The sequence below is a fragment of the Aeromonas sp. S11(2024) genome (genome assembly GCF_041402345.1).
Lineage (GTDB): Bacteria > Pseudomonadota > Gammaproteobacteria > Enterobacterales > Aeromonadaceae > Aeromonas > Aeromonas veronii.
This window is the reverse complement of sequence record NZ_JBGLRC010000026.1, coordinates 1-25,430: the sequence shown is the minus strand read 5'-3', so window position 1 is coordinate 25,430 and position 25,430 is coordinate 1. Positions and strand designations below refer to the sequence as shown.

Below are 25,430 nucleotides of genomic sequence, written 5' to 3'. Positions count from 1 at the left end.
CGTGAGATGGTGCAAGCGCCCGTGAGATTGCATGTGCGGTAAAGCGAAAACGGTCAGCCCTTGGGTTGACCGTTTTGTTATGTGGTAGGGTTAAGCGGTTTTACTGCTGCTTTAGCCGCGCTGGAGCGTGGGATCCCCGATGGCGTAGATCTGTCCCACCGCTGTCTCATCCGCCAGCAGGCGCAGCCCTTGGGCGGCCACATCGGCACGGCGCACCAGTCCGTGTACCTCCTTGCCCTGACTCAGCTCGGCGCAGCCGGTGGCGTCGCCATCCTGCAGGCCCGCCGGGCGCAGAATGGTCCATGCGAGGGCGCTGGTCTGCAGCCAGCTCTCCGCCAGACTCTTGAGACGCACTTCATGACCGAAGGCGGCGCGGGCCCGCTCAGGCAGATATTGCCAGCTGTCGCCGCAGCCGAGGGAGGTGACCAACAGCAGCCGTTTCAGGCCTGCCTGATCCATGGCATCGATTACATGGCGGTTGCCCTGATAGTCCACCGGCTCGGCTTGACGGAAGCTGCCCAGTGTAGAGACGACCTGTGCATCTTGCCCCGCCAGAACACATGCCTGCTGCACCGCAGCCGGATCAAGCGCATCCCCCTCGATCACCTCAACTCCCAGCGCACTCAGTTCCATGGCCATCTCGGGGCTGCGCACCAGCGCAACGACCCGGTGCCCTTGGTTCAGGGCGTGATGAGTAAAGGTGCGGCCCAGCCCGCGGCTGGCTCCGAAAATCAGTGTGGTTGGCATAGATGAGCTCCCTTGGCAAAAGGGGCTAGCCTAGTGGCTTGTTTGCTTGCTGTAAATGAGAGTTGTTTCTATTTGTGAGCTGACAGGGAGGAGAGAGTGCGAGCCGTCAGCGACTCGCACTCTTTGAGAAGCATCAGCCGTTGTAGTTGCCGATGCTGGGGCGACGGCTGGGGCCGCTCAAGTGGATATCCACCGGATTGAATGCCTTGATCGCCTCATAGCTGAAATCACCGATCGCCTGATGCAGGCTCTGGGGCGTGTGGTTGGTGATGATGATGACGCTCTTTGACAGGTTGCGACGGCGGCGCAGCAGGTGGCCGAGGAAGCTGGACTGGCTCTCCGCCATCTTGGCGCGGTTGGCCGATACCTCGTCGATGATCAGCAGATCCACCTCTTCCAGTGCGCGGCGGTACTGGTTGCGCTCGTCCTGATCGGGGATCACGTTGAAGAACAGCCGATCGACGATGGAGGCCCACTGCTGGAAGATCACCGATTTCTGGTGACGGGCGATCAGCTCATGCGCTACCGCCCCCGCCAGGGTCGACTTGCCGGTGCCGTAGTCGCCGTAGATCAGCATGCAGCCGCCACCGCTCTTCTCCCAGTGCTCGAAACCGCTGATAAAGTAACGGGCGGTCTCGATGGGATATTGCAGCGCCGGATCTGTGGCATCCATCTTGTCAAATACCCAGTCAGGGTTGAGGTCGGCCTGGGCGATCAGCTTCTGGATCCGCTCCTGACGGGCCGCCTTCTGCAGCTCGCGCACCTCGGCGTTGGCCTTGGCGTCGTACTCCTTGCGCAGGGTCTCGTAGTCATACTGGCCGCCGCCGGTCTCTTGCTGTAGGCGACGAATGCGCTCCAGCAGGCCACCCACATGGCGGCTCAATTCCGGGTCGTGAATACGGTGATCCTGCTTGGCCTTGGCGATCTTCTGGCGCTTGGCTTCGATCTCTTCCAGCTCCTGGCGCAGGGGATCTTGCGGGTCAGTCATGGAGTGCTCCTTCTGCTCGATCAGGGATGGGTAGACAGGGGATTGATTCTGCCTGCAGGCGGGGGCCGCTATCAATCATTATCCGGCTCCTGCTGCGCTGCGGGTTCTTGCGTCTGCTGTTGGGCCAGTCGCTTGGCCTCTTCAATCATCTGTTGGGCCCGTTTGCTGGGGCCCGACTCTGCCGGGGCCGGCGTCACCTGCTGGTAGCCCTGCACCTCCATCGGTTTGCGACGGGTATAGCGGCGGGTCTTGAGGGCGCGAATGAACTTGAGCATCCATTGATGTTGGGAGTCGAACACCTCGGGGCGCCCCAGCCAGTAGGCGATAAACTCCCCCAGATCCTCTTCGCTGTAGCTGGCATCGATCACCCCGCACAGACGGGCGAGGGCGGGCAGCTCTTCGTCCGGACGCCATTGCAGATGCATCTGGAAGGGGCGCTCCGGCAGCGGGCTGCGCAGTTTCTGGGTCAGCAGCGGCAATTGGAACGGGCACTGGTGGTAGTGCTCACTCTCGGGCTGCGCCTCGACCTGCAGCAGGCCAGCCTCCATCAGTTCATTGAACAGCTCGGTGAGTTGGCGGGCATTGACCTGAAACGAGAAGCCGCTGGGATCACCCGGATCGACCACCGCCAGCGCCCGACCCAGCTCGGGATAGTTGAGCCTGGCCGCCTGATTTTCCAGTACCAGTCGGCGCAGCTGCAGGGTGTAGAGACTGCGAGCCGGATGGGACAATCTGGGGTGGGCAAGGGCGCTGTATTCGGCTGGGGTCATGGTCTTCTTCACGAGCTGGAGTGGGGGGCATTATCCCTTATGGCGCCCACTTGCACAATTCGGATGGCGGTCGTAGTCGTGGGGCCTCCCGAGTGAATAGAGCTGCGCGGACGGATGGGGTTCTCTTGATGCCATCGTATGATCGAGGTCTACTTTTGACGCAGGGTTTCCGCGGATGCCGGACTTTTGAGCTAGTCTTAATACCTAAATAACCAATTGACTAATAAGAGCTTTATCAAGATGTCAAAAGCCGGGCTACGGATCCTGGTGGTGGAGGACGAGGCCGTTTTTCGCCACTCGTTAGTGAGTTACCTCGCACGGGACGGGGCAACGGTCTTTCAGGCCGAAGATGGTATTGAGGGGCTATCGGCGGCGGCCCTCTACCATCCTGATGTGGTGCTCTGCGATCTCAATATGCCCAATATGGATGGCCACGAGGTGATCGCCTGCCTCTCTGCGCGCTATCCCCATATCCCGGTGATCGTTATTTCGGCCCAGAGCACCATGGAGGCGGTCGCCAGCGCCTTGCGTGCCGGTGCGCGGGACTATCTGCTCAAACCCCTCGAGGATTATGCGCTGGTCGAGCGCAGTATCGAACAGTGTCTCAACGGCAGCGGCAACCGGGCGCAGCAGCTGGAGCTGATGGATCACATCGACTATTTCAGTGCCCACGACAAGGCGGCTAGCCGCCTGCTGGCGGGGCTCAAGCCGCCGGGCTTGCAGGAGTGGGGCCCCTGGCAGGTCACGTTCAAGGGGCTGGGGCAGTTGTTTATTCCCGATACCTTCAAGGTGGAAGACAAGCTGCTGGTGCTGGTGATGGAGCTGCCGATCATGGGTACGGATGCGGCATTTTGTGGGGCACTGGTGCGATCCTTGATGAACGTCCCCTATCGCCAGTTTCAGCAGAACGAGAGCCGGTTGCTGAGCCAGCCGCACCGGTTGCTCGACTACCTCAACCATCAGTTGATGGCGTCCGGGCTTCGCCACTCTTTTGCCATGGCGGCGCTGCTGTTTGATCAGCATGATGGGTTGGTGTTTGCCAACGCCGGGCTCACCTCTCCCCACTGGCTGATGCGCTCCGGTGGGCTACCCCTTGGTCTGATGCGCAGCAGCCACTACGCCCTGCACAAACGCAGCTGGCATGAACCGTTCGCCCTGCAGTTTCGCAGCGACAGCGGCGGCTCGCTGGATGTGCAGGTTCGTCATCACTGATGCCGCCTGATAAACAGGCTAAAACAAACAGGGCGCCGATAGGCGCCCTGTTTGTTGTTTACAATCCTGATCGTTTAGACGGTGGCGGAGTGCAGTTTTTTCTCTTGAGCTTGCGGCTCTTTGGCCGGGCCTTCGGCACCGTGCATCCAGTAAACCAGGCGGTTGGCCATGGTCAGCAGGATCAGGGCGCTCAGTATCGCCGCCAGGGCGATGCCACCGAAGATGGCGATCGGGCCGGCTTCACCCACGAAGGAGCCGATAAAGCCCGCAGCGTAGTTGGCCAGGGCAACGAAGCCAAACCAGGCACCCATCATCAGGGAAGCCAGACGCAGCGGAGCCAGTTTGGTCACCATGGAGAGGCCGATCGGAGAGAGGCAGAGCTCGCCCAGGGTGTGGAATAGGTAAGCACCTACCAGCCAGAACATGGAGGTCTTGACGGTGTTGTCACCACCCTGCTGCAGCACGGCACCAACCATGAACAGGAAGCCGATAGCCAGGAACAGCAGACCCATGGCGAATTTCACAGGAGAGTTCGGCTCTTTCTTGCCGAGCTTGATCCAGATGGCCGCAACGACCGGTGCCAGGGTGATGATGAAGAAGGGGTTCAGGGACTGGAACCAGGCGGTCGGCACTTCGAAGCTGCCGATCATGCGGTCGGTATACTCCTGGGTGTAGAGGTTCATCAGACCACCGGCCTGCTCGAAACCGGCCCAGAAGATGATGGTGAACAGACCCAGTACCAGGATAACCTTGATGCGATCCACTTCCTGCTTGGTCAGCGGTGCTTTCTGCTCGGTAGTACGCAGGGCGGCTGCGCGCTGGGCGGCAGTGACGCGACCGATGTCACCCAGGAAACGCTGGGCCATGGTGGCCTGGATCACCAGAGAGAGCAGCATACCGATACCGGCGCCGACGAAGGCTGCTTGCCAGCCGTAGGCCGTAGCGGCAGCACCACAGATCACACCTGCCAGCAGGGAACCCAGATTGATACCCATGTAGAAGATGGTGAAAGCACCATCACGGCGGTGATCGCCCTCTTCATAGAGGTCACCCACCATGGTGGAGATGTTCGGTTTGAACAGGCCGTTACCCACGATCAGCAGCGCGAGGCCCGCGTAGAACATGGTGTTGACCATATCCGGGAACATGGCGTGGGGTAGTGCCAGAGTGAACTGACCTGCGGCCATCAGCACGGCACCGATTAGGATGGCGCGACGTTGACCCAGGAAGGTGTCAGCCAGCCAGCCGCCGATCAGCGGAGTGATATAAACCAGACCGGTATAGATACCGTAGAGTTTGAGGGCATCTGCCTGACTCCAGCCCAGACCGCCGTTGGCAGTCAGGTCGGTCAAATAGAGCACCAGCACGGCACGCATGCCGTAATAGGAGAATCTCTCCCACAGTTCGGTACTAAAGAGCAAAAAAAGCCCTTTAGGGTGACCTAAAAAGGTCCCTTTTGACGGGTTATTCATTGGAACTTCCACCTGTGTCTTATATTTTTTTGAGTTTTTTATGCAAGGGCGAGAAACACGCCTCAATCCTTATAGAGCATGTGTGAATAAATTACAACATTATGATTTGCTGAGAGTTTATTTACTCTTGATTGATTTTTTGTTGCAAAAATGAAAAAGGGGCATCATTTGATGCCCCTTAAATACGTCTATAAAAAACAGATTTATCAGCGATTACAACTGCTTGACGAACTGCTTCAGCCAGCCGATGAATTCACCATTCAGCTCGTGATGGCGCACACCATATTCCACATTGGCTTTCATGTAACCGAGCTTGCTGCCGCAATCGTGGCTCTTGCCCTTCATGAAGTAGGCGTTGACCTGCTCCTGTTCCATCAGCATGGCGATGGCGTCAGTCAGCTGGATCTCGTCACCGGCACCGGCCGGGGTCTTCTCCAGCAGCGGCCAGATATTGGAGGAGAGGACGTAACGACCCACCACCGCCAGATTGGAGGGGGCTTCGTCACGGGGCGGCTTCTCGACAATGGCCTGCATCGGCAGGGACATCCCCTCGCTCAGGGCCTCGCCCTTGATGTCGGCGATGCCGTACTTGTCCACTTCGCTCTCGGGAACCGCTTCCACCATGATCTGGCTGATCTGGTTCTCTTCGAACATGTGTACCATCTCGGCCAGGTTGTCTTTTTTCGGGTCGCTGGCCACTTCATCAATCAGTACATCCGGCAGCAGCACGGCGAAGGGGTTGTCACCGATCAGCGGGCGGGCGCACAACACAGCGTGGCCCAGACCTTTGGCCTCACCCTGACGGACGTGCATGATAGTGACGTCTTTCGGGCAGATCTGTTGCACCTCTTCCAGCAGCTGACGCTTGACTCGCTTTTCGAGGGTCGCTTCCAGCTCGAAACTCTTGTCGAAGTGGTTTTCGATGGAGTTTTTGCTCGAGTGGGTGACCAGCACGATCTCCTTGATACCGGCGGCGATGGCTTCGCGCACTACGTACTGGATCAGCGGTTTGTCGACCACCGGCAACATCTCTTTCGGGATGGCCTTGGTGGCTGGCAGCATACGGGTACCCAGACCGGCTACCGGGAGCACGGCCTTGCGAACTGTCAGAGGAGTCTTTTTCATGGAAAACTATCCAGCGGGATTAAAGTGCGGCCATGATACTCCAAGAAAAATGGGGCAGCCACAGGCTGCCCCATTCGTATATGCAGAGCTCGGACGTTATTTGACGATGATCATGTCACGGTTGGCTTCCAGCGTGGCCGGGCCAATGCCATTGACATCTGCCAGCTGATCGACTGAGGTGAACTTTCCCTGTTTTTCCCGATAGTCGACGATGGCTTGTGCCTTCTTGTCGCCAATCCCTTTCAGGCTGGTGAGTTCGGCAATGGTGGCCGTATTGATATTCAGCTTGCCGGCTTCCTTGGCGACCTCGGCTGTGGTTGTTTGCTTGGGTGCTGCCTTATCTGCGGCCAGCACAGGTTGGCTGAACAGGGGCAAGCAGGCCAGCAGCATGACTGCAGAGAGCTTCTTCATCAGCATTTCCATTCCTCCATGATGTGGATATTGCCGAGTGGCACATTGATGAATAGCGTATCGAACGGGTCTTTTTCACTGCTATTTCTAACAGGTTAAATCCTCATGCCGATGGCGAAATATTTGCTATAAGCGCTTAGCTATGAATGCTCTCATATATCCAACCGTATGATCTTTAATCTATTTTAGATGAATCTTTAAGGTGGCGGGCACGCTTTCCCGAGAGGTTCCGCTAAAGCTGTTGCTGGCGCACCGCATGGCATTATTCTACGCAACACTGCGCTGGTGGCATGTTTCACTGGTCTTCAAAAGAGAACCAAGAAAAAAGGCTGCTCACTTGGGGTGAGCAGCCTTTGTGATCGGTTTTTTCAGACAGGCACTGATTAGGCTTGTTCGTCAGCTTGGGCAGCCTGGATACCGGTCAGGGCGATGGTGTAGACGATGTCGTCAACCAGGGCGCCACGGGAGAGGTCGTTGACCGGCTTGCGCATGCCTTGCAGCATGGGGCCGATGGAGACCAGGTCAGCGGAACGCTGCACCGCTTTGTAAGTGGTGTTACCGGTATTCAGGTCAGGGAAGACGAACACGGTAGCTTTACCGGCAACCGGTGAGTTCGGTGCCTTGGACTTGGCCACGTTCTCCATGATGGCCGCGTCGTACTGCAGCGGGCCGTCGATGATGAGGTCGGGGCGCTTGGCTTTGGCCAGCTCGGTCGCTTCACGCACTTTCTCTACATCGGCACCAGCGCCAGAGGTGCCGGTAGAGTAGGAGATCATGGCGACGCGCGGCTCGATGCCGAAAGCGGCAGCGGAGTCGGCGGACTGGATGGCGATCTCGGCCAGCTGCTCGGCAGTCGGATCCGGGTTGATCGCGCAGTCACCGTAGACCAGCACCTGGTCAGGCAGCAGCATGAAGAAGATGGAGGAGATCAGGGAAGAGCCCGGAGCTGTCTTGATGATCTGCATCGGCGGACGGATGGTGTTGGCAGTGGTGTGCACCGCGCCGGATACCAGGCCGTCAACTTCATTGCGCTCCAGCATCATGGTACCCAGTACCACGTTGTCTTCCAGCTGCTCGCGGGCAACCACTTCGGTCATGCCCTTGTTCTTGCGCAGCTCGACCAGACGCGGCACATAGCGCTCGCGCACAACGGCCGGATCGATGATCTCGACGCGATCGGTCAGAACTACACCCTGCTGCTCGGCAACGCGACGGATCTCTTCCGGGTTACCCAGCAGCACCGGACGGGCAATGCCACGCTCGGCACAGATGGCGGCAGCCTTGATGGTGCGCGGCTCGTCGCCTTCCGGCAGCACGACACGCTTGTTGGCCTGACGGGCCAGCTCGGTCAGCTGATAACGGAATGCCGGCGGGCTCAGACGACGGGAACGGGTAGAGCTGACAGTCAGTGACTCGATCCAGTGCTTGTCGATGTGGCCAGCGACGTAGTCCTGTACCAGCTCGATACGCTCGCGGTCATCTTCCGGAATATCGACGTTGAAGTTCTGCAGGCTGACGGCGGTCTGCCAGGTGTTGGTACCGGTCATCATGATCGGCAGGCCGGTGGCCATGGCCTGTTGGCACAGCGCCATTACCTGCGGCTCCGGATGATAGTTGCCGGTCAGCAGCAGGGCGCCCAGCTTGACGCCGTTCATGGCGGAGAGGCAGGCGGAGACGATGACGTCAGAGCGGTCGCCGGAGGTGACCAGCAGGCTGCCCGGACGGAAGTGCTCGACCATGTTGTGGATGGAGCGGGCGCAGAAGGTCACGGTCTGCAGGCGACGGCTATCCAGCTCGCCTTTGTGCAGGATCTTGGCGGCCAGATGCTTGGCGAGATCCTTGGCGCGCGGGGCGATCAGCTGGGTGTTCCAGGGGATGCAACCCAGGATGCGCAGCGGGCTCTTGCCAAACACTTGCAGCACTTCCAGGTTGTGGGCGGCGTCGGAAGCGTGGTGATGGGCTTCGAACATCTCGGTCAGGTCAGGGCGGGTTACGCCATGCTCGTCAACCGGCGCGCCAACCTTGTTGATCACGCAACCAACGATGCGGGGGTTGTTGACACCACCGAAGTTGGAGCAGGCCAGTTCGATGCGCTCTTTCAGCTTCTGGCTGGAGTCATGGCCCGGGTGGGTCACGAATACCATGTCGGCATCCAGCGCCTTGGCAACGTCGTAGTTCAGCTTGTTGGCAAAGGGCTGCTTGTCGGTCGGCACCATACCTTCGACAACCAGCACTTCGGCACCACTGGATTTCACGTGCTCTTCGAAGCGGGCAACGATCTCTTCCAGCAGGATGTCGGTGTTGCTGGAGCTGATCATGTTCTCGGCGTAGGAGAGGGTGAACGGCTCGGGTGGGTTGATGTTGGCAGCAGCGCGGATAACGGCGGTTGAGCGCTCGGCACCGGTTTCACCCGGACGCGGCTGGGCAACCGGTTTGAAGAAGCTGACATTGACACCGTGACGCTCCATGGCGCGAACAACGCCCAGACTCACGGAAGTTACGCCGACACCAGTGCCGACCGGGATAAGCATAATAGTGCGTGCCACTTTATACCCCTTGTTCATTTTTTGGGATCAGGAAAAGGCCGCCCTGGTGGGCGGCCTCGAGTTACTGCGTCAATTAAGCGCCGACCAGTTCCAGCGCGTCGTGGGCGATAACCCACTCTTCGTTGGTCGGGATAACCAGAGCCTTGGTAGAACCAGCCTTGGTGATCTCGCCACCCTTGCCGAAACGAGCCTTCAGGTTGGCGTCGTGATCAACGTCAAAGCCCAGCAGACCCAGCTTGTTCAGGGTGATTTCACGGATCGGGGCAGAGTTTTCACCGATACCACCGGTGAAAACAACGGCGTCCAGACGACCGTCCATGGCGGCAGCGTAGGCGCCGATGTACTTGGCCAGGCGATAGCAGTAAACGTCCATAGCACGCTTGGCTTCTTCTTTGCTGTCGTAGTTGTCTTCAACAAAACGGCAGTCGGAGGTTACTTCGGTCAGACCCTGCAGGCCGGACTCTTTGGTCAGCATGGTGTTGATATCAGCAACGCTCATGCCCAGCTTGTCGTGCAGGAAGAAGATGATGGCCGGGTCCAGATCGCCGGAGCGGGTACCCATCACCAGACCTTCCAGCGGGGTCAGACCCATGGAGGTATCAACAGATTTGCCGTTCTTGATAGCGCAGACGGAACCGCCGTTGCCCAAGTGGCAGTTGATGATGTTCAGCTCTTCAACCGGCTTGTTCAGCTGCTTGGCAGCTTCCAGGCTGATGTAGTAGTGGCTGGTGCCGTGAGCGCCGTAGCGACGGATGCCGTTCTCTTTGTAGAGTTTGTACGGCAGAGCGTACAGGAAGGCTTCTTCCGGCATGGTCTGGTGGAACGCGGTATCGAATACGGCCACGTTCTTGTCTGCCAGCGCCGGGAATACGCGGCGAGCTTCACGGATACCGATCAGGTGAGCCGGGTTGTGCAGCGGTGCGTACGGAACGGCGGCTTCGATGCCGGCGATCACGTCTTCGCAGATGACAACGGAAGAGGTGAAGCGCTCGCCACCGTGAACAACACGGTGACCGATGGCGATCAGGTTCTTGGACAGTTCCGGATTGAGCGGCAGGATCTTGTTGACGATGAAGTCCAGCGCTTCCTGGTGAGCGGCACCCGCGCCCAGATCGGCACTGCCTTTCTCGCCATTCAGTTTCCACTTGATGCGGGCGTCGTCGAGGTTGAAGCACTCGGCCAGGCCGGACAGCAGGTCATCACCGGTGGTTGCGTCAATGACGGCAAACTTCAGGGAAGAGCTGCCACAGTTAAGAACAAGAACCAGCTTACTCATGAATAAATCCTATCGCAGATTGGGTTGTGTAGGCGGATGCGTTGGACGCGGTGCGGCCAAAAACTTTCAACTTATCCTTATGAGGGTTGGCAATCTGTTGCTTGCCCCTTGTATAGTGATACAAGACCCGAAATCCAGACGTCCCTGACAGGTCAATAGCAAGAAGCTTTTGACGCAAAAATGGGCGTACAAAGGATAACCCGATTGTTGAAAAATAACAAAGTCATCCTCAACCTTTGTTACTTTGCATCAAATTTTGTCGAGGTTTTGCCGTTAGTACGTTCAAAAAGCGCTCGGAGGTAGTATGAGCATGAACATTTTTGGAACTAAGTTACAGCAAGGCCGCCATTATATGACGCTTTGGCCGCGCCGTCCCGAGCTCAATTCGATGTTTCCTGAAAATCGGGTGATAAAGGCGACCGAGTTCGCCCTCAAGGTGATCCCCGCGCTGGCGGTGTTGAGCGTGATGCTGCAGTTCCAGTTTGGCGAGCTGCACTACTGGCCCTCCGTCATCACCTCGGTGCTGTTTCTGCTCAGCTTGCCGCTGCAGGGCTACTACTGGCTCGGCCAGCGTGCCGACACCCGTTTACCCCCGTCGCTGGCGAGCTGGTATCGGGAGATCAACGGCAAGATGAACGAGCAGGGAGGCCGCCGTCAGCTGGTTTCCCAGCCCCGCTATGAAGAGCTGGCCGATACCCTCAAAGCCGCCTTCCAGCAGCTCGATAAATCCTTTCTCTACGAATAACCCGATTCAGATGCAAAAAGGCGCCAGTGGCGCCTTTTTTGTTGTGGTTGCGGTTTAGGCCGCCAGTACTTTGCGGATCTCCTGAATGGAGAGCTTGTATTGGCGCGGGCATTGGCGCCACACCTGCAGCATCCGCTGGTACTTGTCGCGCATGGCGATGTCGCTGGAGAGCTCGTCGCACGGGCACTTGAGCTCGGGGAAGCGCTTGTCCACTTCCAGCAAGAAACAGACGTAGTCGGCCAGCTCACGCTCCTGGCTGCGGCTGTAGCCGTTGAACTCCAGCCGGCTGGCGTTGATCTCGCCCTGATCGGCCGCATCCAGATTGCCCCATGAGATGGCCAGTGCGTGGTGCAGCTCCAGGGTGTCGATTACCTCCTGGCAGGTAGCCAGATCCAGATGGCCGAAGCTCTTCTCCAGCTCGAGGATCTGCAGGCAGTAGCCGCGCTCGATGATGGTGCTGGCGCGCTGGTAGACGTCCGCATTCTCCGGGTTGAGTTTCGCCAGAATTTCGTACTGGTTGCTCAGGATCAAACGCTCAGTGTTGCTCATGTTCATGGGATATCTCGCTGGAAGATGATTCTGGGGTCACGTTAACCCATATATAAAATGAATTTTTTGATCTGGGCGGGGGAGTTGGTGAGAAAAATCCGCTGGCAAGGGGCGGCTGACCAGACAAAAAAGGCCTGCATGGCAGGCCTTTTAATGACGTAGGGGAGGATTATCCCTTGAGGAAATCCAGTACCACCTGATGGTGATCGCTGGTTTTGAACTTGTCGAAGTGGTGGGCAATCTTGCCCTCTTCGTCGATCAGGAAGCTCTGGCGGTGAATGCCGTCATACTCCTTGCCCATGAACTTCTTCGGGCCCCAGACGCCAAAGGCATCGGCGACGGCGTGGTCTTCATCGGCCAGCAGGGTGAAGTTGAGCTGGTCCCGCTCTTCGAACTTTTTCAGCCGTTTGGCCGGATCCGGGCTGATGCCAAGCACCACCACATTGAGGGCGGCCAACTCGGCGTTCACATCGCGCAGGCTGCAGGCCTGGGTGGTGCAGCCGGGAGTCATTGCCTTGGGATAGAAGTAGACCAGTACTTTTTTGCCGCGCAGGCCAGCAAGGCTGACCTGATTGCCATTCTGGTCGGGCAGGGAGAAATCGGGGGCGGGGCTGCCAGCTTGTAGTGGTTGCATGGGGTCTCCTCGGGTAAAACGCCCTCAGGCGTGTTTGCGATTGACGATAAACTCGAACGATTCGGCACCCAGTTGACGACAGAATTCGGCGAAGGCGGTTTGCGAACCTTCCACTTCACCCTCTCTGGCCAGATTGAGCTGAAAACTGATCTTCAGCAGGTTGAACGGCTGCTGCTCCAGGGTCATGGATTGCATCGCCTGAATGTTCCAGCCATGTTCGCTGAAGAACTGGGTGCACTGGCTTACGATGCCGGGCTCGTCGCGGATCAACAGGTCGGCACTGGCGCGGACGTCATACTGCAGGGACTGGTGGCGCTCGGTGCGTTTCATCATGGTGATGAGATCCCACTCCTGGCTACGCAGGGGCAGGCTGATTTCGAGTTGCATCATGCTGTTCCAGTCGCCCGAGAGCAGCATGATAAAGGTAAATTCATTGCCGAAGATGCCAAGGCGGCTGTCTACAATGTTGCAACCACAGCCACTGACGTGGCGGGTCACTTCATTGACGATGCCAGGCCTGTCCGTGCCGATGGCCGTTACGACCAGGTAGTGAGTCATAAATCTTCTCTCGTCCGTTATTTCGTTGCGAAAGCCGCGCTGGCAAGCCAACCCTCCGGCCCTGATGACCACTCCCTGAGGGACGCTGCCGACTTTCGTCCATTGCTTTTTGTTCCGGATGGTATCACGGCTTGCCCCCTCTCTCCCTTGTTTTTCAAAGGGGTCAGCTTTACCATTACGCCCCTGAAAATCGGGAGAAAAGTCCATGTTACGCGGTAGTATTGTTGCGCTCGTTACCCCCATGCTGGCTTCAGGTGAAGTCGATTGGGCCAGTCTGGCCAAGCTGGTTGACTATCATGTCAGCGCCGGGACCTGCGCCATTGTTGCGGTGGGTACCACAGGGGAATCGGTGACCCTGAGCGAGCAGGAGCATATCGCCGTCGTTGAAAAGACCGTTGAGTATGCCGCCGGACGCATTCCCGTCATCGCCGGTTGCGGCTCCAACAATACTGCCCATGCCATTGAATTGGCAAAGCGACTGGCCAAAACCGGCGTGGTGGCGGGTCTCTCGGTGACTCCTTACTACAACAAGCCCACTCAGGAAGGTCTCTATCGCCACTATTGTGCGATCGCCGAGGCTAGTGGTCTGCCCCAAATTCTTTATAATGTGCCCGGTCGCACCTGTTGCGATCTCAAACCGGAGACGGTGGCCCGTCTGGCCAAGGTTCCCGGCATTATCGGTTTGAAAGAGGCAACCGGCGATTTGAGCCGCACTCCGCTGCTGCGCGAGCTGTGCGGGCCGGAGTTTGCTCTCTACAGTGGCGACGATGCCACTGGTTGTGATTTTATGCTGCAAGGTGGCGATGGCGTGATTTCGGTCACCACCAATATTGCAGCGGCCCAGATGGCCGACATGTGTCGTGCTGCGCTGGCCGGTGATGCCGGGCAGGCGCATGACATCAACAATCTCTTGATGCCGTTGCACAAGACTCTGTTCTGCGAACCGAGCCCCACCCCGGTGAAATGGGCCTGTGCCCAACTGGGGTTGATTGCAACAGCCACCTTGCGCCTGCCGCTGGTTGACCTCACCCCCGAGGGCGAACAGCTGATGGCGCGAGCACTGACCACAGCGGAGTTGATGGCGAGTGTTTAAATCTAATGGAAAGGGAAATAGAGCCCGTCTGGTGCTGAGCGTTGCGACTGTGGCCGTATTGGCCGGTTGCAGCACCCCCCAGGATCGCAAAATGGCCAACCGCGACTTCGGTTATGAAGATGCCCGCCTCGAGGGCCGCGCGTTCTTGATCCCCGCAGGATTGAGTGCCCCCACCTTCAACAGCCAGTACGACATCCCGCCGCTTCCCGAGAGCAGCCGTGAAGGTGCCCTCGGCGCCCAGGTCGATGTGCGCCCACCCGCTCAATTGCTGACAGTGGTACCGGGCAGTCAGGTGGTGCAGAGCGCAACCGAACCGACCGTTGCCTTCTATGCCCTGAGCACCAGCCAGAGCGTGGAGCGCGATACCTGGTCGTTCCTGATGAACTTCCTGGCCAAATACAAGGTCACCACCGAGAAGCTGGATCAGCAGGATGGCGTATTGCAGACCGGCTGGTTTGACAACACAGTCGCCCTCGATGGCTGGGGTGAAGATGACGAAGACTTCAAAATCCGTCAGCGTTACCAGTTCACCGTACGCAACGACGCCCAGCGCCACGCCGTCAACATGTCGGTCCGGGTACTGGATCACGAAGAGACCATCGACGGCGAGACCAGCAACAAGCTGACCCCTGCTGATGCCCAGCGCTATGCTGCGCGAGTGCTGAACCAGTTCTCGCTCTATTACGACAGCCAGCTGAAAGCCCGCGAGCAGCACAAGTCCAACGATGGCATGGGTCTGCAACTGGGTCTGGACAACAACGAGCTGAGCGCCTGGATTGCCGAAGGCTCCTTTGATCAGGTGTGGCGTCGCCTCAACCAGGTACTGCCCGCTTACGGTTTCACCATCAAGGATACCCAGCAATCTCTGGGCTGGATCGACGTCGAGTACGAAGAGCCGGGTGCCGAGTTCTGGAAGGCGAAAGGGAGCGAGCCGTTCAAACTGGAGGAGGAGAAATACCGCTTCCAGCTTGGCGAAATGGCGGGAGGCAAGACCTCCATTACCCTGTTCGACAAGGACAAGAAGCCGGTATCGTCCGGGGTTATCTCCCAGATGTATATCAGCCTGTCCGAGGCGTTCGCCAAGGGGCTGGCCGATCAGGCAGCAGCAAAAGCAGAATAAATACAGGGGCCTTGTGCCCCTGTTTTGTTATCAAAATCCCCCTGAAAACGCGGGGATTCCGAGCGGTTTTCGATGATGCGAGCCCCCTTGCCAGCCCGTTGCAAAAAGAGCGTGCAGGTGAGGAACTCGCGATGTTTACCCCCCACAAACAGGAAGTGTTATTAGCCATGAGTCTTGCAGATCAAGTATTGGCGGTGAATGACGATTTGCCGATCCGTACCGATAAACCTGTCCATTCCGGCAAAGTGCGCAGCGTCTACTGGTTGACCCCCGAAGACAGTGCCCGGCTCATAAAAGAGAAAGGCTATGATGTGCCGGCCGATGCGCCCCTCGCCCTCATGGTGATCAGCGATCGCATCTCGGCCTTCGATTGCATCTGGCAAGGTGTGGATGGCCTGAACGGCGTACCGGGCAAAGGGGCTGCGCTCAATGCCATCTCCAGCCACTGGTTCAAGCTGTTCAAGGAGAAGGGACTGGCCGACAGCCACATTCTGGATATTCCGCACCCCTTCGTCTGGATCGTGCAAAAAGCCCGTCCGGTGATGATCGAGGCGATTGCCCGCCAGTACATCACCGGCTCCATGTGGCGTGCCTACAAGGATGGCGAGCGCGAGTTCTGCGGCATCACCCTGCCGGAAGGGCTGAAAAAGGATCAAAAGCTGCCGGAAATCCTCATCACCCCGTCTACCAAGGGCGTGCTGAAAGGGCTGGATGGCGTGCCGGAAGCCGATGACGTCAACGTCTCCCGTGCCGATATCGAGCGCCACTATAAAGGCTTCAACTTCAGCAAACCGGCCGACATCGACCGCTACGAAGTGCTGCTCAAAGAGGGCTTCAACGTCATCAGCGACGCGCTGGCCGGGCTGGATCAGATCTTCGTCGATACCAAGTTCGAGTTTGGTTACGTCCACGATGCCGCCGGCAACGAGAAGCTGATCTACATGGACGAAGTGGGCACCCCCGACAGCTCCCGTATCTGGGATGGCGCGGCCCTGCGCGACGGTCAGATTGTCGAGAAGTCCAAAGAGGGTTTCCGTCAGTGGCTGCTCAACCACTTCCCGGATCCGGACATCCTGCTCAACAAGAACCGTATGCCGGAACGTTTTGCCCTGGCCCGCGACAACAAGCTGCCGACCGAAGTGATGATGGATATCTCCAACACCTACGTCGGGATCGCCGAGAAGATCATCGGCCACAAGCTGGCGCGTTCTGCCAATCCCAAGCAGGAGATCATCGAGGTGCTGCGCGATCAGTACGGTCTGATCGACTAAGGGTGCTCTCTTTTTTTGTCGCCTAGAAACAAACGTTTGCCGGTGGCGAAAGATAGAGGCAAATAAACAGACGGGCCCCTCAGCGGGGCCCGTTTTTATTGCTGGTCTGGCGGCAAGCGAGCGGCGCTCAGCCGTTCACTCTGAACACCTGACCGGTCTGAATGCCCAACACCGACTTCTTGTAAGCCTGCGCCACCTTGGCGGCTGGTACCGGCACGAACCCCGGGAAGAAGTCGGCGTATTTGTCCATCGACTCCGCCAGCACGGTGGGGCTCACCACGTTGATGCGAATGCCCCTTGGCAGCTCGCAGGCGGCCGCTTTCACAAAGTGATCGATGGCGCCGTTGACGGTGCTGGCGCTCACCCCCCAGTTGATCGGCTCCTCGCTCAGAATACCGCTGATCAAAGTGATGGAACCCTTGTCAGTCAGATAGGGGATGGCGGCGCAGGTCAAGTTGATCTGGCCCATCAGCTTGCTCTCCAGTCCCACCTGCCATTGCTCGTCGGTCATCTCGGTCAGGCCGTTGAAGGCCACGCTGCCGCTGGCGACAACCAGTGCATCAAACTGGCCCACTTGGGCAAACAGCGCCTTGATGGAGGCGGGATCGCGCATGTCGACCGTGGCATCGCCACGGCTGTGGCCGACCCGGATCACCTGATGATCTTTGGCAAGCAGTTCACTGACCGCGGAGCCGACGGTGCCGGAGGCACCCACAATCACAATTTTCATCTGCATCACTCCTGGTTGGGATGTATCGATTCTAGCGCAACAGAAAATGCGAAAAAGCGCGTAAAATAAACCCATTGTTTCCATATTGGAGCTAATGATGGATATCGCCCATCTGGCCAGCTTTTACGAAGTGGTGCTGCGCGGCAGTTTCTCGGCTGCTGCCGATACGCTGGGGGTCAGCAAGGGGATGCTGAGCCGCCACGTCAGCGCGCTGGAGACTTCCCTCAATGCGCAACTGTTGCAGCGCACCACCCGCCGCCTCAGCCTGACCGAGGCGGGCAAAACCCTCTACCAGCAGGCGGGGGAGATCTTCGCGCTGGCGCGGCAAGCGGAGCAGGATATTCAGGCGCTGACCGAAGAGGATTGCGGACGACTGCGCTTTACCTGCCCGGTCAGCACCGGCGACCGCATGGTGAGCGAACTGCTGACCAGCTTTGCCGCGCTCTGCCCGGGAGTGGAGGTGGAACTCAACTTCACCAACCAGATGGTCGACATGAGTCAGGGGGAGAACGACATCGCCCTGCGCGCCATGAACGAGGTGCCGGACAATCTGGTCGCACTTCCTCTTGGCCGACTTAAGGATGTAGTGGTGGCCAGCCCCGCACTTGTAGCGAGAGAGGGGCGTCCAGCCACTCCCTATGAGCTGAGCGGGCGCAGCTGCCTGTTGCAGGGGCACAATCCGGCCTGGGAGCAGTGGCACTTTATCCGTGAGGGGGAAGAGGCCCACATTCTGGTGCAGGGCAAGGTGCGGGCCAACCATTACAGTACCGTGTTGCAATTGGCGCGTGCCGGTATGGGCTATGCCAAGTGCCCGCTGATGCTGGTGGAATCGCTGCTGACGGCAGGGGAGTTGGTGACCGTGCTAGATGAGTGGCAGAGCGGGCTGCATCAGCTTCATGTGCTGCATGCCCAGCAGCGGCGGGTGCCACGCAAGATCCGGCTGTTCAAGCAGGTGCTTGCCCAGTGGTTTGCCGAGCGACCCCACTACCTGCTCTGAGCGACGTTATTTTTCTGTCATCTTCGGCTGCTACCCTGCGCCCATCATCAGCATCAGGAAGATCAGCGGGAATGAAGATTAATAGAGGGTTGACCGGTTTTGTGCTGCTCTGTGCAGTCTTGGGGGCTGGCAGTGTGCAGGCCATGGTGGACGTGAAGGTTCCGGAGAATTTCCGCATTCTCGCGGTGAGCAACGGCACCTTGCTGGATGAGCAGCATGCCACCCTGGCTGATGGCGAGCAGCAACTGCTGGTGCGCTTCGAGGGGGTGATCCCCACTCGCAGCAGCAGCGAGAATGATCGGCAGGTACGCTCCGAGCCGCAGGTGGTGCGCTATCAGGGCAGTAATCAGCATTTGCAGCTGACTGCCAGCGTACCGGGAGACGAGCGGGGGATGCAGGCCTACGCCAAGGCTCCTGTGGTAGCGCTGCAGGAGAATGGTCGCGCGCTTGCCATCCAGCAGGATGTGCTGGTGACCAGCGGCATGCTGCTTGGGGTGGATTGGAACGGCAAACTGGCTGAATACAACCGCAGCGGCGGCAAGGCAGCGCTGACGGCCGTCGCTGTTACTACACAACCAACGGCTACGCTCTCCGGTGGGGCGCAACCCGTTGTGGCAGCCAGCGAGCTGGAAGGGCAGTTGCAGCAGTTGTTCCTCCAGGCAGACCCGGCCCTGCGCAAGCGCTTTATCGGTTGGGCCGTCCCACAGCTTTAAGTTTTCTGCCCGTTGCAGTAACGTGGACACTCCTTTTTCAGGCGCTCTGTTCATCGTACTCAACGAGGTTTTCATGTTTGAATTGCATTCACGCCTGCAGGCAGATACCCGGTGGCTCGGGGAGCTGCCCCTCTGCCGGGTCTTGCTGGCCAAAGACAGCCAGTATCCCTGGCTGATCCTGGTACCGCGAGTAGCCAACCTGCGGGAAATTCACCATCTGGCGCCGGAGCAGCAGCAACAGCTGATGCAGGAGTCCTGCGCCGTCGCCGCCCTGATGGAGCAGGCCCTCAGCCCGGACAAGATCAACATCGGAGCGCTGGGCAATCTGGTGCCGCAACTCCACCTTCACCATGTAGCCCGCTTTGCGACGGATCGCGCCTGGCCAGGCCCCATCTGGGGCGCTCATCCGGTCGTGCCTTATGAGCCACAAGTTTTGGCCCAGCAGGCCGATATATGGCGTGCCCGGCTCGCCAAGCTGAGCTGTTTCACCCCTGTGGCTGCTGATAACGGAGTCAACTGAGAGGCGTGTCGCTATTTCAGTCTCCGGGCCGCGCCATCTGTTAGAGTTATGGTATAGATAAGCCCATTTTCGATGTTCAGGAAGGTCCCATGATAGTGACAAGATCCGATGACGATGCCGTATTGACCACAGAGGATGTGCTGCTCAGCCTGTGCAACTCGGTGACGGACGTTTTGAGTGCCGCGACCATGAGTCAGGTGCGGTTTTCCGGCATGGTGCAGCGAATCAGCAAGACCTGCCTCAAGCCGGATATCGGTTGCTTCGTGCTGTTCGATGGCGGTTTTTCCGGTCTGGTGGTGATCAACTTCTCCGCCGCCGCCGCCATGGAGCTGTACGAGAGCTACATGCTGAGCATGGGACTATCCAAAGAGGATCTCGCCATCTCCCACACCTCTGACGAGGTGAGCAACGTGATGGGCGAGCTGATGAACCAGATCGTCGGCAGCTTTACCGTCAAGGTGGGCCGGGATCTGCAGACCCACATCACCCAGAACCAGCCGAAGATGCTGGCCCTTAACAAGCAGGTGATGCTGAGCGTCGATACCAATCTCGACAGCCCGGAGTCCCGCCGCGTCACCTTCTTCACCGCCCGCAACAACATCTTCTATCTGGAGCTGGCGATGGACAAAACCGAGTTCATCCGCATCCACAATGAGGGGATGGAGCACGAGGAGCTGGATCCCGATGCGCTGATCGCCCAGGCCAAGCAGGATGCCGCCAAGCCGGTTCAGGCTGCGGCCCCGGTCGCCAACGATCACGACGATCTACTCGACTCTCTGGGTATTTGAGGCAAATGCCGGATAGCAACAAGGCCACCTTCGGGTGGCCTTGTTGTATCGGTGCGAACAACAGTTGTTAGAAGTTGTAGAGCAGGCCGGTGTTGAACATCACGGATTCAGAATCGTAGAAGTTGATGTCGGAATCGGACTTGGCGTAGCCAGCGGTAAAGGTTGCCGAGAGCGGCGCAATACCGAACAGGCGGTGCCAGAAGAAGGTACCGGTCAGGGCAAACTCGTCGGAGTCGGCGTTTTGGCCAAAGATCGGGTTGGCCTCATCATATTTGGTCTGGCCCAGATAGGCGTTGCTGACGAAAGACCACTGGGAAGCGCGCATGCCGTAGGTCAACTGCAGGCCGTTGCTTTTGTAGCTCTGGGCGCGGCCATCCAGATCGGCTTGACGGTAGATAAAGGCTGGCTCCAGCATCTGACCGGGCGCCAGCTGCCATTTGTAGGAGAGGTCGAGGGCGTGGATCTTGCCGTTGCGATCCAGTTTGGCTGCTGTATCGGCGCCGTACTGGCTGCCGCTGCGCTCCTCATCCACCTCGATGTTGCGGGTGGTCAGGCTACCATTGAAGTTGCTACCCCAGATGCTGTCCCAGGCGAAGCGAACCCCTTTTGACTTGATATCGGTCGACTGACGGTCGACACCCACCGCGAAGGGATCGCTCCATTGCTCGGTCGGCATGGCATTAAAGACCACGGAGCCAGCTACGATGCCCTTGTCGCTCATTTCCTGACGGATACCGAGCTGCTGGGTGAAGTCGAAACGGATGGCATCCTGGATCAGGTTACCGAGGAAGACCTGGGTGCGGGTATCGGCAAAGGTGTAGCGGATATCGGCGTTGAGCAGCGGGGCAACGGCGGAGCTGCTCTCGGCACTGCCCAGTCCGCTCAGGCGGCGGTTTTCATCATCACCGCTATAAAAATTCGATTCGTAATTGATGACACTGACCCCGCCAAGCAGGAAACCGGACCAGCCAGACTCCTTGGGAATTTCACCCAAATCAGCATAAGCACTATTTGCGACCAGCAGGCCCAGGCCCAGCAAGGTGGTATTGCGCATCGGATAACTCCTAAATTAAATGGTGGTGAATTTTTTCGGCCGGTGAGTATAAAGAAAAAACCTTAATGGCAACTGACTCAATATTGCCAATTATCCTAACCCACTCATTTCATTCGGCGAATCGTTAATTAATTGTGCGAGATTAAGAAGAGTTCACTCGGTTGTGCTGGTATTCTGTACCGCGAATATCGGGGGAAAACAATAAGATGAAACAGATTAAATCCTGGGCGCAATATTATGTCGATCTGATGACCAAGCTGGGACTGGTGCGCTTCAGCATGTTCCTGGCGGCGGGCATTATCGTGCTGGCGGTCGCCATCCAGATGGGGGTGACCCTGTTCCTGCGCGGCAATATCGATGTGATCGACTTCGTTCGCTCGGTCTTCTTTGGCCTGCTGGTGACCCCCTGGGCGGTCTATTTTCTCTCCATCGTGGTGGATCAGCTGGAGGATTCCCGTCAGCGACTGAGCAGGATGGTGCGCAAGCTGCAAGATATGCGCGAGCGGGATCTGGAGCTCAATACCCAACTGCAGGAGAACATCAGCCGCCTCAACGCCCAGATTGCCGAGACCAACCGGGCCGAGAGCCTGCGTCTGCAGGCCATCGAGGATCTCGAGAACGAGGTGTTCCAGCGAGAGAAAGCCCAGCTCCATCTGGGGGAGCGTACCGCCCTGCTGCGCTCCTTTATCGACTGCTCCCCCGATCTGGTCTACTACCGCAACGAGGATGAGCAGTTTTCCGGTTGCAACCGCGCCATGGAGGAGCTGACCGGCAAGGTGGAGGCCGAGCTGATCGGTTTGACCCCGTTCGATGTCTACAAGCAGGAGATTGCCAACAAGGTGGTGGAGACCGACAAGCAGGTCTTTGCCAGCAACGAGCCGCTCACCTACGAGCAGTGGCTGGAGTATCCCGATGGCCGTAAAGCCTACTTCGAGCTGCGCAAGGTGCCCTTCTTCGACCGCTTCGGCAAGCGACTCGGCCTGCTCGGTTTTGGCCGCGACATCACCGAGCGCAAGCAGTACCAGGACAAGCTGGAGAAGGCTAGCCGCGACAAGACCACCTTCATCTCCACCATCAGCCACGAGTTGCGCACCCCGCTCAACGGCATCGTGGGCTTAAGTCGGATGCTGATGGATACTCCCCTCGATCCCAAGCAGCAACAGCAGCTTAAGACCATTCACCTGAGTGCGGTGACCCTTGGCAATATCTTCAACGACATCATCGACTTGGACAAACTGGATCGCCGTCGTCTCGAAATTGCGCCGACCCGTATCGATCTGCCCGCCTTCCTCGACGAGCTGGAGACCCTGTCGCGCATTCAGGCGGAGCAGAAGGGGCTCTATCTCCATTTCGATCGCGATGGCGACATGCCGCAATTTGTGATGGCTGACGGTACCCGCCTGCGTCAGGTGCTGTGGAATCTGGTGGGCAACGCGGTCAAGTTTACCGATGAGGGGGGCGTCACCGTGCGTTGCCTATCCCATCCCGCCGATGAGCCGGGCAAGCTGGCTCTGCACTTCGAGGTGGAGGATACCGGCATCGGCATCCCGCGCGCCCAGCAGGAGAAGATCTTCGCCATGTACTATCAGGTGCAGGGCAAGAAGCACGCCACCGGCACCGGCATTGGCCTCGCGGTCTCCCGTCAGCTGGTACAGGCGATGGGCGGCCAGCTCTATGTGGACAGCGATCCGGGCGAAGGTTCCTGCTTCACTGCCGAATTGGAAGTGGCTTGCGCCGAGCCTGTGTTGCCAGAGCAGGAGGAGGAGATGCCCTCCCTCGATATCCTGCTGGTGGAGGATGTGGACCTTAACGTGACGGTGGCCTGCGCCCTGCTGGGCAAGCTGGGTCATCAGGTGCAGGTGGCACGGGACGGCACCCAGGCGTTGGCGATGGCCAACCCGGATGATTTCGACCTCATTTTGCTCGATATCCAGCTGCCGGACATGACCGGCTTCGATGTGGCGAAAACCCTGCTGGAGCGTTATGGCGACAGCCTGCCACCCATGGTGGCACTCACCGCCAACTCCACCGGTGATCGCCAGTACTACCGGGATCACGGCATGCAGGATGTGATTAACAAGCCGCTTGGCTCCAAAGCGGTGCGGGAGGTGATTGGCCACCTGTTTGCCGATCTGGCCGAGGATGAAGCGGACGAGCAGGCTGATGCGGGCAATCAGGATGCCCTGCTGGATATCCCCTTCCTCACCGATTACGCCGATACCGTGGGCAAGCCGGTGCTGCTCTCCAGCGTTGAGTTGTTCGAGAAGATGATGCCGGACTACATGGCAGTGCTCGACTCCAACATGATTGCCAAGGATCAAGCTGGGGTGGTGGAAGAAGCCCACAAGATAAAAGGGGCGGCAGGCTCCATCGGCCTGCGCCGTCTGCAGCAGACGGCCCAGCTGATCCAGAGCCCGGATCATCCCGCCTGGTGGGAAAACGTGGAAGACTGGATTGAGACGCTGCGCCAGGAATATCCCGGCGACATCGCCCGTCTGCGGCGCTGGTTGCTGTCTTGAGGCTGGAGGTTGTCTTGAGTCTGATGGACGTTGTTGGCAAGGAGCTGCGAGATGTATAGCCGTTTGATTACCCCTGCGCGCATCCACCCTTGGGGAGACGAGGATCTGCTGGAGGCGACCGAGCAGGATCGCGCCCGTATCGTGCAGGCCGCACCAGTGCGCCGGTTGCAGCAGAAGACCCAGGTCTTTCCGCTCGATGTTAAGGCCTCGGTGCGCAGCCGCCTCACCCACTCGCTGGAGGTGCAGGAGACCGGTCGCCAGATCAGCCGCCGCATTCTGGCCGCCTTGCCAGCAGGAACGGTCTGCGAAGGGGCCTTTATCAATCTGGTGGAGATGTCCTGCCTGCTTCATGACGTGGGCAACCCGCCGTTTGGCCACTTTGGCGAGCAGGTGATGAGCCAGTGGCTCGGCGAGATGCTTGATCCCCTCTATCAGCAGGCGCTGGCGCAGCCACCTTCGGCCCAGTGGGCTGAATTGCGTCAGGATCTGCAACTGTTTGATGGCAACGCCCAGAGTCTGCGGCTGGTGCACAGCTTGCACGAGCTCAACCTGACACTCGGACAACTGGCGGCGCTCTGCAAATACCCGCAGCAGCCCCAGCCCGGCGTGAGCTATGGTCAGCATCATGGCTGGAGCAGCAAGCGGGGCATCTTCTTCAGTGAGCAGCCGCTCTACCGCGCCCTCGGTCAGAGCCTGGGATTGGCCCCCGGCTGCCGTCATCCGCTGGTTTACATCATGGAGGCGGCCGATGACATCTCCTACTGCATCGCCGATCTGGAAGATGCGGTAGATCGGCGGATCCTGACTCAGGGTGAACTGCTGGCGGCGCTGCGAGCTGCTGACCAGAGTGACTACATGGGCACCTTACTGGATGACGCGCTTGCCAGTGGTCGGGGCTTTTTTCCCCATTTTCGCCAGCAACTGACCCGGGATCTGGTGGCGCTGGCGGCGCAGAGCTATGTCAGCGAACATCAGGCCATTTTGCAGGGCTCCTATCCGCAAGCGCTGCTGCACGGTCAGGAGCCGGCGGCGCGGGTGCTCGATATCCTCAAGCTGGTGGCCCGCGAGCTGGTCTTTATGCGCTCCGAAGTCGAGGCTCTCGAACTGGAAGGGTATGCGGCGCTGCGCGGGGTGCTGACCAGTTATGCCTGTCTATTGGCACTGCCAGCGCCACAGTTTACTCGCCTGCTGGCCGGGGAGGGGAGTCAGGCGCTTTTCTTTGCGCGCCGCCTCTATCACCGCCTCTCGGCCCGCCATCTCAAGGCCTATCGATTGGCGATCGCCACTCCGGATCCGCGCTTTGCCTGCCAGAACGAGCAGGAGTGGTATTACCGGGTGCGGCTGCTGCTCGATTATGTCAGCGGAATGACGGATACCTACGTGCTGGAGGAGTACCGGCTACTCTCGGGGATCTGATGCCCCAGGCTCCCCTTCGGGCAGCATAAAATGCCGTAAAAACGTTTAAAAAGGAGTCGCAAGAGGCTAATGCCAGTCAGTTAAGCCTGACTGGCATTGTTTTTATTGGCTTTTTGCACCGCATACTTTTGTGGTCTTGCCTTCACACAACGGGGGGAACTCCGCTCCCTTCGCGC

Annotated in this window: 24 protein-coding genes; 11 read left to right on the top strand and 13 right to left on the bottom strand. The window is 58.6% G+C overall.

Going from position 1 to position 25,430, the window contains the following annotated elements; translation table 11 throughout:
• Positions 1-111: 111 nt before the first annotated feature.
• The 3 genes from ACB040_RS17160 to ACB040_RS17150 form a co-directional block, all read right to left on the bottom strand.
• Positions 112-747 (bottom strand): SDR family oxidoreductase, encoded by a 636-nt coding sequence (locus ACB040_RS17160; protein WP_338773797.1) that lies wholly within the window; start codon positions 745-747, stop codon positions 112-114.
• Positions 748-880: 133 nt separating this feature from the next.
• Positions 881-1,735, bottom strand: a complete 855-nt coding sequence (locus ACB040_RS17155; RefSeq protein WP_042010405.1) for a DnaA ATPase domain-containing protein — start codon at positions 1,733-1,735, stop codon at positions 881-883.
• A gap of 71 nt (positions 1,736-1,806) precedes the next feature.
• Entirely contained in the window at positions 1,807-2,505 is a 699-nt protein-coding gene (locus ACB040_RS17150; RefSeq protein WP_338773800.1) for a DnaT-like ssDNA-binding domain-containing protein, read from the bottom strand.
• Between the two features lie 240 nt (positions 2,506-2,745).
• Here ACB040_RS17150 and ACB040_RS17145 point away from each other — a divergent pair, with 240 nt between their 5' ends.
• Positions 2,746-3,717: a response regulator gene (locus tag ACB040_RS17145; RefSeq protein ID WP_144713690.1), complete on the top strand. Its 972-nt coding sequence runs from the start codon at positions 2,746-2,748 to the stop codon at positions 3,715-3,717.
• Between the two features lie 74 nt (positions 3,718-3,791).
• Here ACB040_RS17145 and ACB040_RS17140 read toward each other — a convergent pair whose 3' ends face one another.
• The 5 genes from ACB040_RS17140 to ACB040_RS17120 all read right to left on the bottom strand — a co-directional run bounded on the left by ACB040_RS17140 (position 3,792) and on the right by ACB040_RS17120 (position 10,547).
• Positions 3,792-5,189, bottom strand: coding sequence for a peptide MFS transporter (locus tag ACB040_RS17140; RefSeq protein WP_005339123.1), 1,398 nt, complete (start codon positions 5,187-5,189; stop codon positions 3,792-3,794).
• A 213-nt stretch (positions 5,190-5,402) separates the two neighbouring features.
• Positions 5,403-6,314 carry a UTP--glucose-1-phosphate uridylyltransferase GalU gene (gene galU / locus ACB040_RS17135; RefSeq protein WP_005339121.1) on the bottom strand — a complete coding sequence of 304 codons (912 nt, stop codon included), beginning with the start codon at positions 6,312-6,314 and terminating at the stop codon, positions 5,403-5,405.
• Positions 6,315-6,410: 96 nt separating this feature from the next.
• Positions 6,411-6,731: a ComEA family DNA-binding protein gene (locus ACB040_RS17130; protein WP_338773802.1), complete on the bottom strand. Its 321-nt coding sequence runs from the start codon at positions 6,729-6,731 to the stop codon at positions 6,411-6,413.
• Positions 6,732-7,108: 377 nt separating this feature from the next.
• Positions 7,109-9,289 carry a phosphate acetyltransferase gene (gene pta / locus ACB040_RS17125; RefSeq protein WP_005339119.1) on the bottom strand — a complete coding sequence of 727 codons (2,181 nt, stop codon included), beginning with the start codon at positions 9,287-9,289 and terminating at the stop codon, positions 7,109-7,111.
• Positions 9,290-9,344: 55 nt separating this feature from the next.
• Complete coding sequence (locus ACB040_RS17120; protein ID WP_005349210.1) at positions 9,345-10,547, bottom strand: acetate kinase; 1,203 nt, start codon at positions 10,545-10,547, stop codon at positions 9,345-9,347.
• Positions 10,548-10,851: 304 nt separating this feature from the next.
• Between ACB040_RS17120 and yfbV the strand changes: the two genes are divergently transcribed.
• Complete coding sequence (gene yfbV / locus ACB040_RS17115) at positions 10,852-11,292, top strand: terminus macrodomain insulation protein YfbV (RefSeq protein WP_005339116.1); 441 nt, start codon at positions 10,852-10,854, stop codon at positions 11,290-11,292.
• Between the two features lie 54 nt (positions 11,293-11,346).
• Here the strand turns inward: yfbV and ACB040_RS17110 are convergent, their stop codons facing one another.
• The 3 genes from ACB040_RS17110 to ACB040_RS17100 all read right to left on the bottom strand — a co-directional run bounded on the left by ACB040_RS17110 (position 11,347) and on the right by ACB040_RS17100 (position 13,033).
• Positions 11,347-11,847 carry a YfbU family protein gene (locus tag ACB040_RS17110; protein ID WP_338773803.1) on the bottom strand — a complete coding sequence of 167 codons (501 nt, stop codon included), beginning with the start codon at positions 11,845-11,847 and terminating at the stop codon, positions 11,347-11,349.
• Positions 11,848-12,010: 163 nt separating this feature from the next.
• A complete protein-coding gene (bcp, locus tag ACB040_RS17105; RefSeq protein WP_005358255.1) occupies positions 12,011-12,475 on the bottom strand; it encodes a thioredoxin-dependent thiol peroxidase in 465 nt (154 codons plus the stop codon).
• A gap of 24 nt (positions 12,476-12,499) precedes the next feature.
• Positions 12,500-13,033, bottom strand: coding sequence for a glycine cleavage system protein R (locus ACB040_RS17100; protein WP_005349229.1), 534 nt, complete (start codon positions 13,031-13,033; stop codon positions 12,500-12,502).
• 205 nt (positions 13,034-13,238) lie between these two features.
• Here ACB040_RS17100 and dapA point away from each other — a divergent pair, with 205 nt between their 5' ends.
• The 3 genes from dapA (at position 13,239) to ACB040_RS17085 (ending at position 16,517) form a co-directional block, all read left to right on the top strand.
• Positions 13,239-14,126: a 4-hydroxy-tetrahydrodipicolinate synthase gene (gene dapA, locus ACB040_RS17095; RefSeq protein ID WP_139410839.1), complete on the top strand. Its 888-nt coding sequence runs from the start codon at positions 13,239-13,241 to the stop codon at positions 14,124-14,126.
• Entirely contained in the window at positions 14,119-15,246 is a 1,128-nt protein-coding gene (gene bamC / locus ACB040_RS17090) for an outer membrane protein assembly factor BamC (protein ID WP_005349235.1), read from the top strand. Before dapA ends, bamC begins: the two co-directional genes overlap by 8 nt.
• Positions 15,247-15,413: 167 nt before the next feature.
• Positions 15,414-16,517 carry a phosphoribosylaminoimidazolesuccinocarboxamide synthase gene (locus tag ACB040_RS17085; RefSeq protein WP_040065098.1) on the top strand — a complete coding sequence of 368 codons (1,104 nt, stop codon included), beginning with the start codon at positions 15,414-15,416 and terminating at the stop codon, positions 16,515-16,517.
• Between the two features lie 127 nt (positions 16,518-16,644).
• On the opposite strand, the gene ACB040_RS17080 is transcribed toward ACB040_RS17085, so the two are convergent.
• Entirely contained in the window at positions 16,645-17,247 is a 603-nt protein-coding gene (locus ACB040_RS17080) for a short chain dehydrogenase (RefSeq protein WP_371155739.1), read from the bottom strand.
• 97 nt (positions 17,248-17,344) lie between these two features.
• Between ACB040_RS17080 and ACB040_RS17075 the strand changes: the two genes are divergently transcribed.
• From ACB040_RS17075 to ACB040_RS17060, 4 genes are all read left to right on the top strand, one after another.
• Complete coding sequence (locus ACB040_RS17075; RefSeq protein ID WP_110303442.1) at positions 17,345-18,244, top strand: LysR family transcriptional regulator; 900 nt, start codon at positions 17,345-17,347, stop codon at positions 18,242-18,244.
• Positions 18,245-18,315: 71 nt separating this feature from the next.
• On the top strand, positions 18,316-18,957 hold the full coding sequence (locus ACB040_RS17070; RefSeq protein ID WP_371155737.1) for a DUF2057 domain-containing protein: 642 nt from the start codon (positions 18,316-18,318) through the stop codon (positions 18,955-18,957).
• A 73-nt stretch (positions 18,958-19,030) separates the two neighbouring features.
• Positions 19,031-19,477, top strand: a complete 447-nt coding sequence (locus ACB040_RS17065) for an HIT domain-containing protein (RefSeq protein ID WP_338773810.1) — start codon at positions 19,031-19,033, stop codon at positions 19,475-19,477.
• 89 nt (positions 19,478-19,566) lie between these two features.
• Positions 19,567-20,265: a DUF3334 family protein gene (locus tag ACB040_RS17060; protein WP_021231953.1), complete on the top strand. Its 699-nt coding sequence runs from the start codon at positions 19,567-19,569 to the stop codon at positions 20,263-20,265.
• Between the two features lie 67 nt (positions 20,266-20,332).
• Here ACB040_RS17060 and ACB040_RS17055 read toward each other — a convergent pair whose 3' ends face one another.
• The gene (locus ACB040_RS17055; protein ID WP_199415542.1) at positions 20,333-21,319 is read right to left on the bottom strand and encodes a DUF2860 family protein; all 987 of its coding nucleotides are present in this window, start codon (positions 21,317-21,319) and stop codon (positions 20,333-20,335) included.
• A 206-nt stretch (positions 21,320-21,525) separates the two neighbouring features.
• Between ACB040_RS17055 and arcB the strand changes: the two genes are divergently transcribed.
• Complete coding sequence (gene arcB / locus ACB040_RS17050) at positions 21,526-23,838, top strand: aerobic respiration two-component sensor histidine kinase ArcB (protein WP_371155734.1); 2,313 nt, start codon at positions 21,526-21,528, stop codon at positions 23,836-23,838.
• A 51-nt stretch (positions 23,839-23,889) separates the two neighbouring features.
• Positions 23,890-25,254 (top strand): dGTPase, encoded by a 1,365-nt coding sequence (gene dgt / locus ACB040_RS17045; RefSeq protein WP_371155732.1) that lies wholly within the window; start codon positions 23,890-23,892, stop codon positions 25,252-25,254.
• Positions 25,255-25,430 lie beyond the last annotated feature (176 nt).

Excerpts from the sequence above, each read along its gene's own strand:
- ACB040_RS17085 (WP_040065098.1), top strand. The coding sequence starts at position 15,414 with ATGAGTCTTGCAGATCAAGTATTGGCGGTGAATGACGATTTGCCGATC.
- ACB040_RS17160 (WP_338773797.1), bottom strand. The coding sequence starts at position 747 with ATGCCAACCACACTGATTTTCGGAGCCAGCCGCGGGCTGGGCCGCACC.
- ACB040_RS17060 (WP_021231953.1), top strand. The coding sequence starts at position 19,567 with ATGATAGTGACAAGATCCGATGACGATGCCGTATTGACCACAGAGGAT.
- galU (WP_005339121.1), bottom strand. The coding sequence starts at position 6,314 with ATGAAAAAGACTCCTCTGACAGTTCGCAAGGCCGTGCTCCCGGTAGCC.
- ACB040_RS17075 (WP_110303442.1), top strand. The coding sequence starts at position 17,345 with ATGGATATCGCCCATCTGGCCAGCTTTTACGAAGTGGTGCTGCGCGGC.
- arcB (WP_371155734.1), top strand. The coding sequence starts at position 21,526 with ATGAAACAGATTAAATCCTGGGCGCAATATTATGTCGATCTGATGACC.
- ACB040_RS17120 (WP_005349210.1), bottom strand. The coding sequence starts at position 10,547 with ATGAGTAAGCTGGTTCTTGTTCTTAACTGTGGCAGCTCTTCCCTGAAG.
- ACB040_RS17110 (WP_338773803.1), bottom strand. The coding sequence starts at position 11,847 with ATGAACATGAGCAACACTGAGCGTTTGATCCTGAGCAACCAGTACGAA.
- ACB040_RS17140 (WP_005339123.1), bottom strand. The coding sequence starts at position 5,189 with ATGAATAACCCGTCAAAAGGGACCTTTTTAGGTCACCCTAAAGGGCTT.
- ACB040_RS17055 (WP_199415542.1), bottom strand. The coding sequence starts at position 21,319 with ATGCGCAATACCACCTTGCTGGGCCTGGGCCTGCTGGTCGCAAATAGT.
- ACB040_RS17100 (WP_005349229.1), bottom strand. The coding sequence starts at position 13,033 with ATGACTCACTACCTGGTCGTAACGGCCATCGGCACGGACAGGCCTGGC.
- pta (WP_005339119.1), bottom strand. The coding sequence starts at position 9,289 with ATGAACAAGGGGTATAAAGTGGCACGCACTATTATGCTTATCCCGGTC.
- dapA (WP_139410839.1), top strand. The coding sequence starts at position 13,239 with ATGTTACGCGGTAGTATTGTTGCGCTCGTTACCCCCATGCTGGCTTCA.
- ACB040_RS17065 (WP_338773810.1), top strand. The coding sequence starts at position 19,031 with ATGTTTGAATTGCATTCACGCCTGCAGGCAGATACCCGGTGGCTCGGG.
- ACB040_RS17080 (WP_371155739.1), bottom strand. The coding sequence starts at position 17,247 with ATGAAAATTGTGATTGTGGGTGCCTCCGGCACCGTCGGCTCCGCGGTC.
- ACB040_RS17150 (WP_338773800.1), bottom strand. The coding sequence starts at position 2,505 with ATGACCCCAGCCGAATACAGCGCCCTTGCCCACCCCAGATTGTCCCAT.
- ACB040_RS17130 (WP_338773802.1), bottom strand. The coding sequence starts at position 6,731 with ATGCTGATGAAGAAGCTCTCTGCAGTCATGCTGCTGGCCTGCTTGCCC.
- yfbV (WP_005339116.1), top strand. The coding sequence starts at position 10,852 with ATGAGCATGAACATTTTTGGAACTAAGTTACAGCAAGGCCGCCATTAT.
- ACB040_RS17155 (WP_042010405.1), bottom strand. The coding sequence starts at position 1,735 with ATGACTGACCCGCAAGATCCCCTGCGCCAGGAGCTGGAAGAGATCGAA.
- dgt (WP_371155732.1), top strand. The coding sequence starts at position 23,890 with ATGTATAGCCGTTTGATTACCCCTGCGCGCATCCACCCTTGGGGAGAC.
- ACB040_RS17145 (WP_144713690.1), top strand. The coding sequence starts at position 2,746 with ATGTCAAAAGCCGGGCTACGGATCCTGGTGGTGGAGGACGAGGCCGTT.
- ACB040_RS17070 (WP_371155737.1), top strand. The coding sequence starts at position 18,316 with ATGAAGATTAATAGAGGGTTGACCGGTTTTGTGCTGCTCTGTGCAGTC.
- bcp (WP_005358255.1), bottom strand. The coding sequence starts at position 12,475 with ATGCAACCACTACAAGCTGGCAGCCCCGCCCCCGATTTCTCCCTGCCC.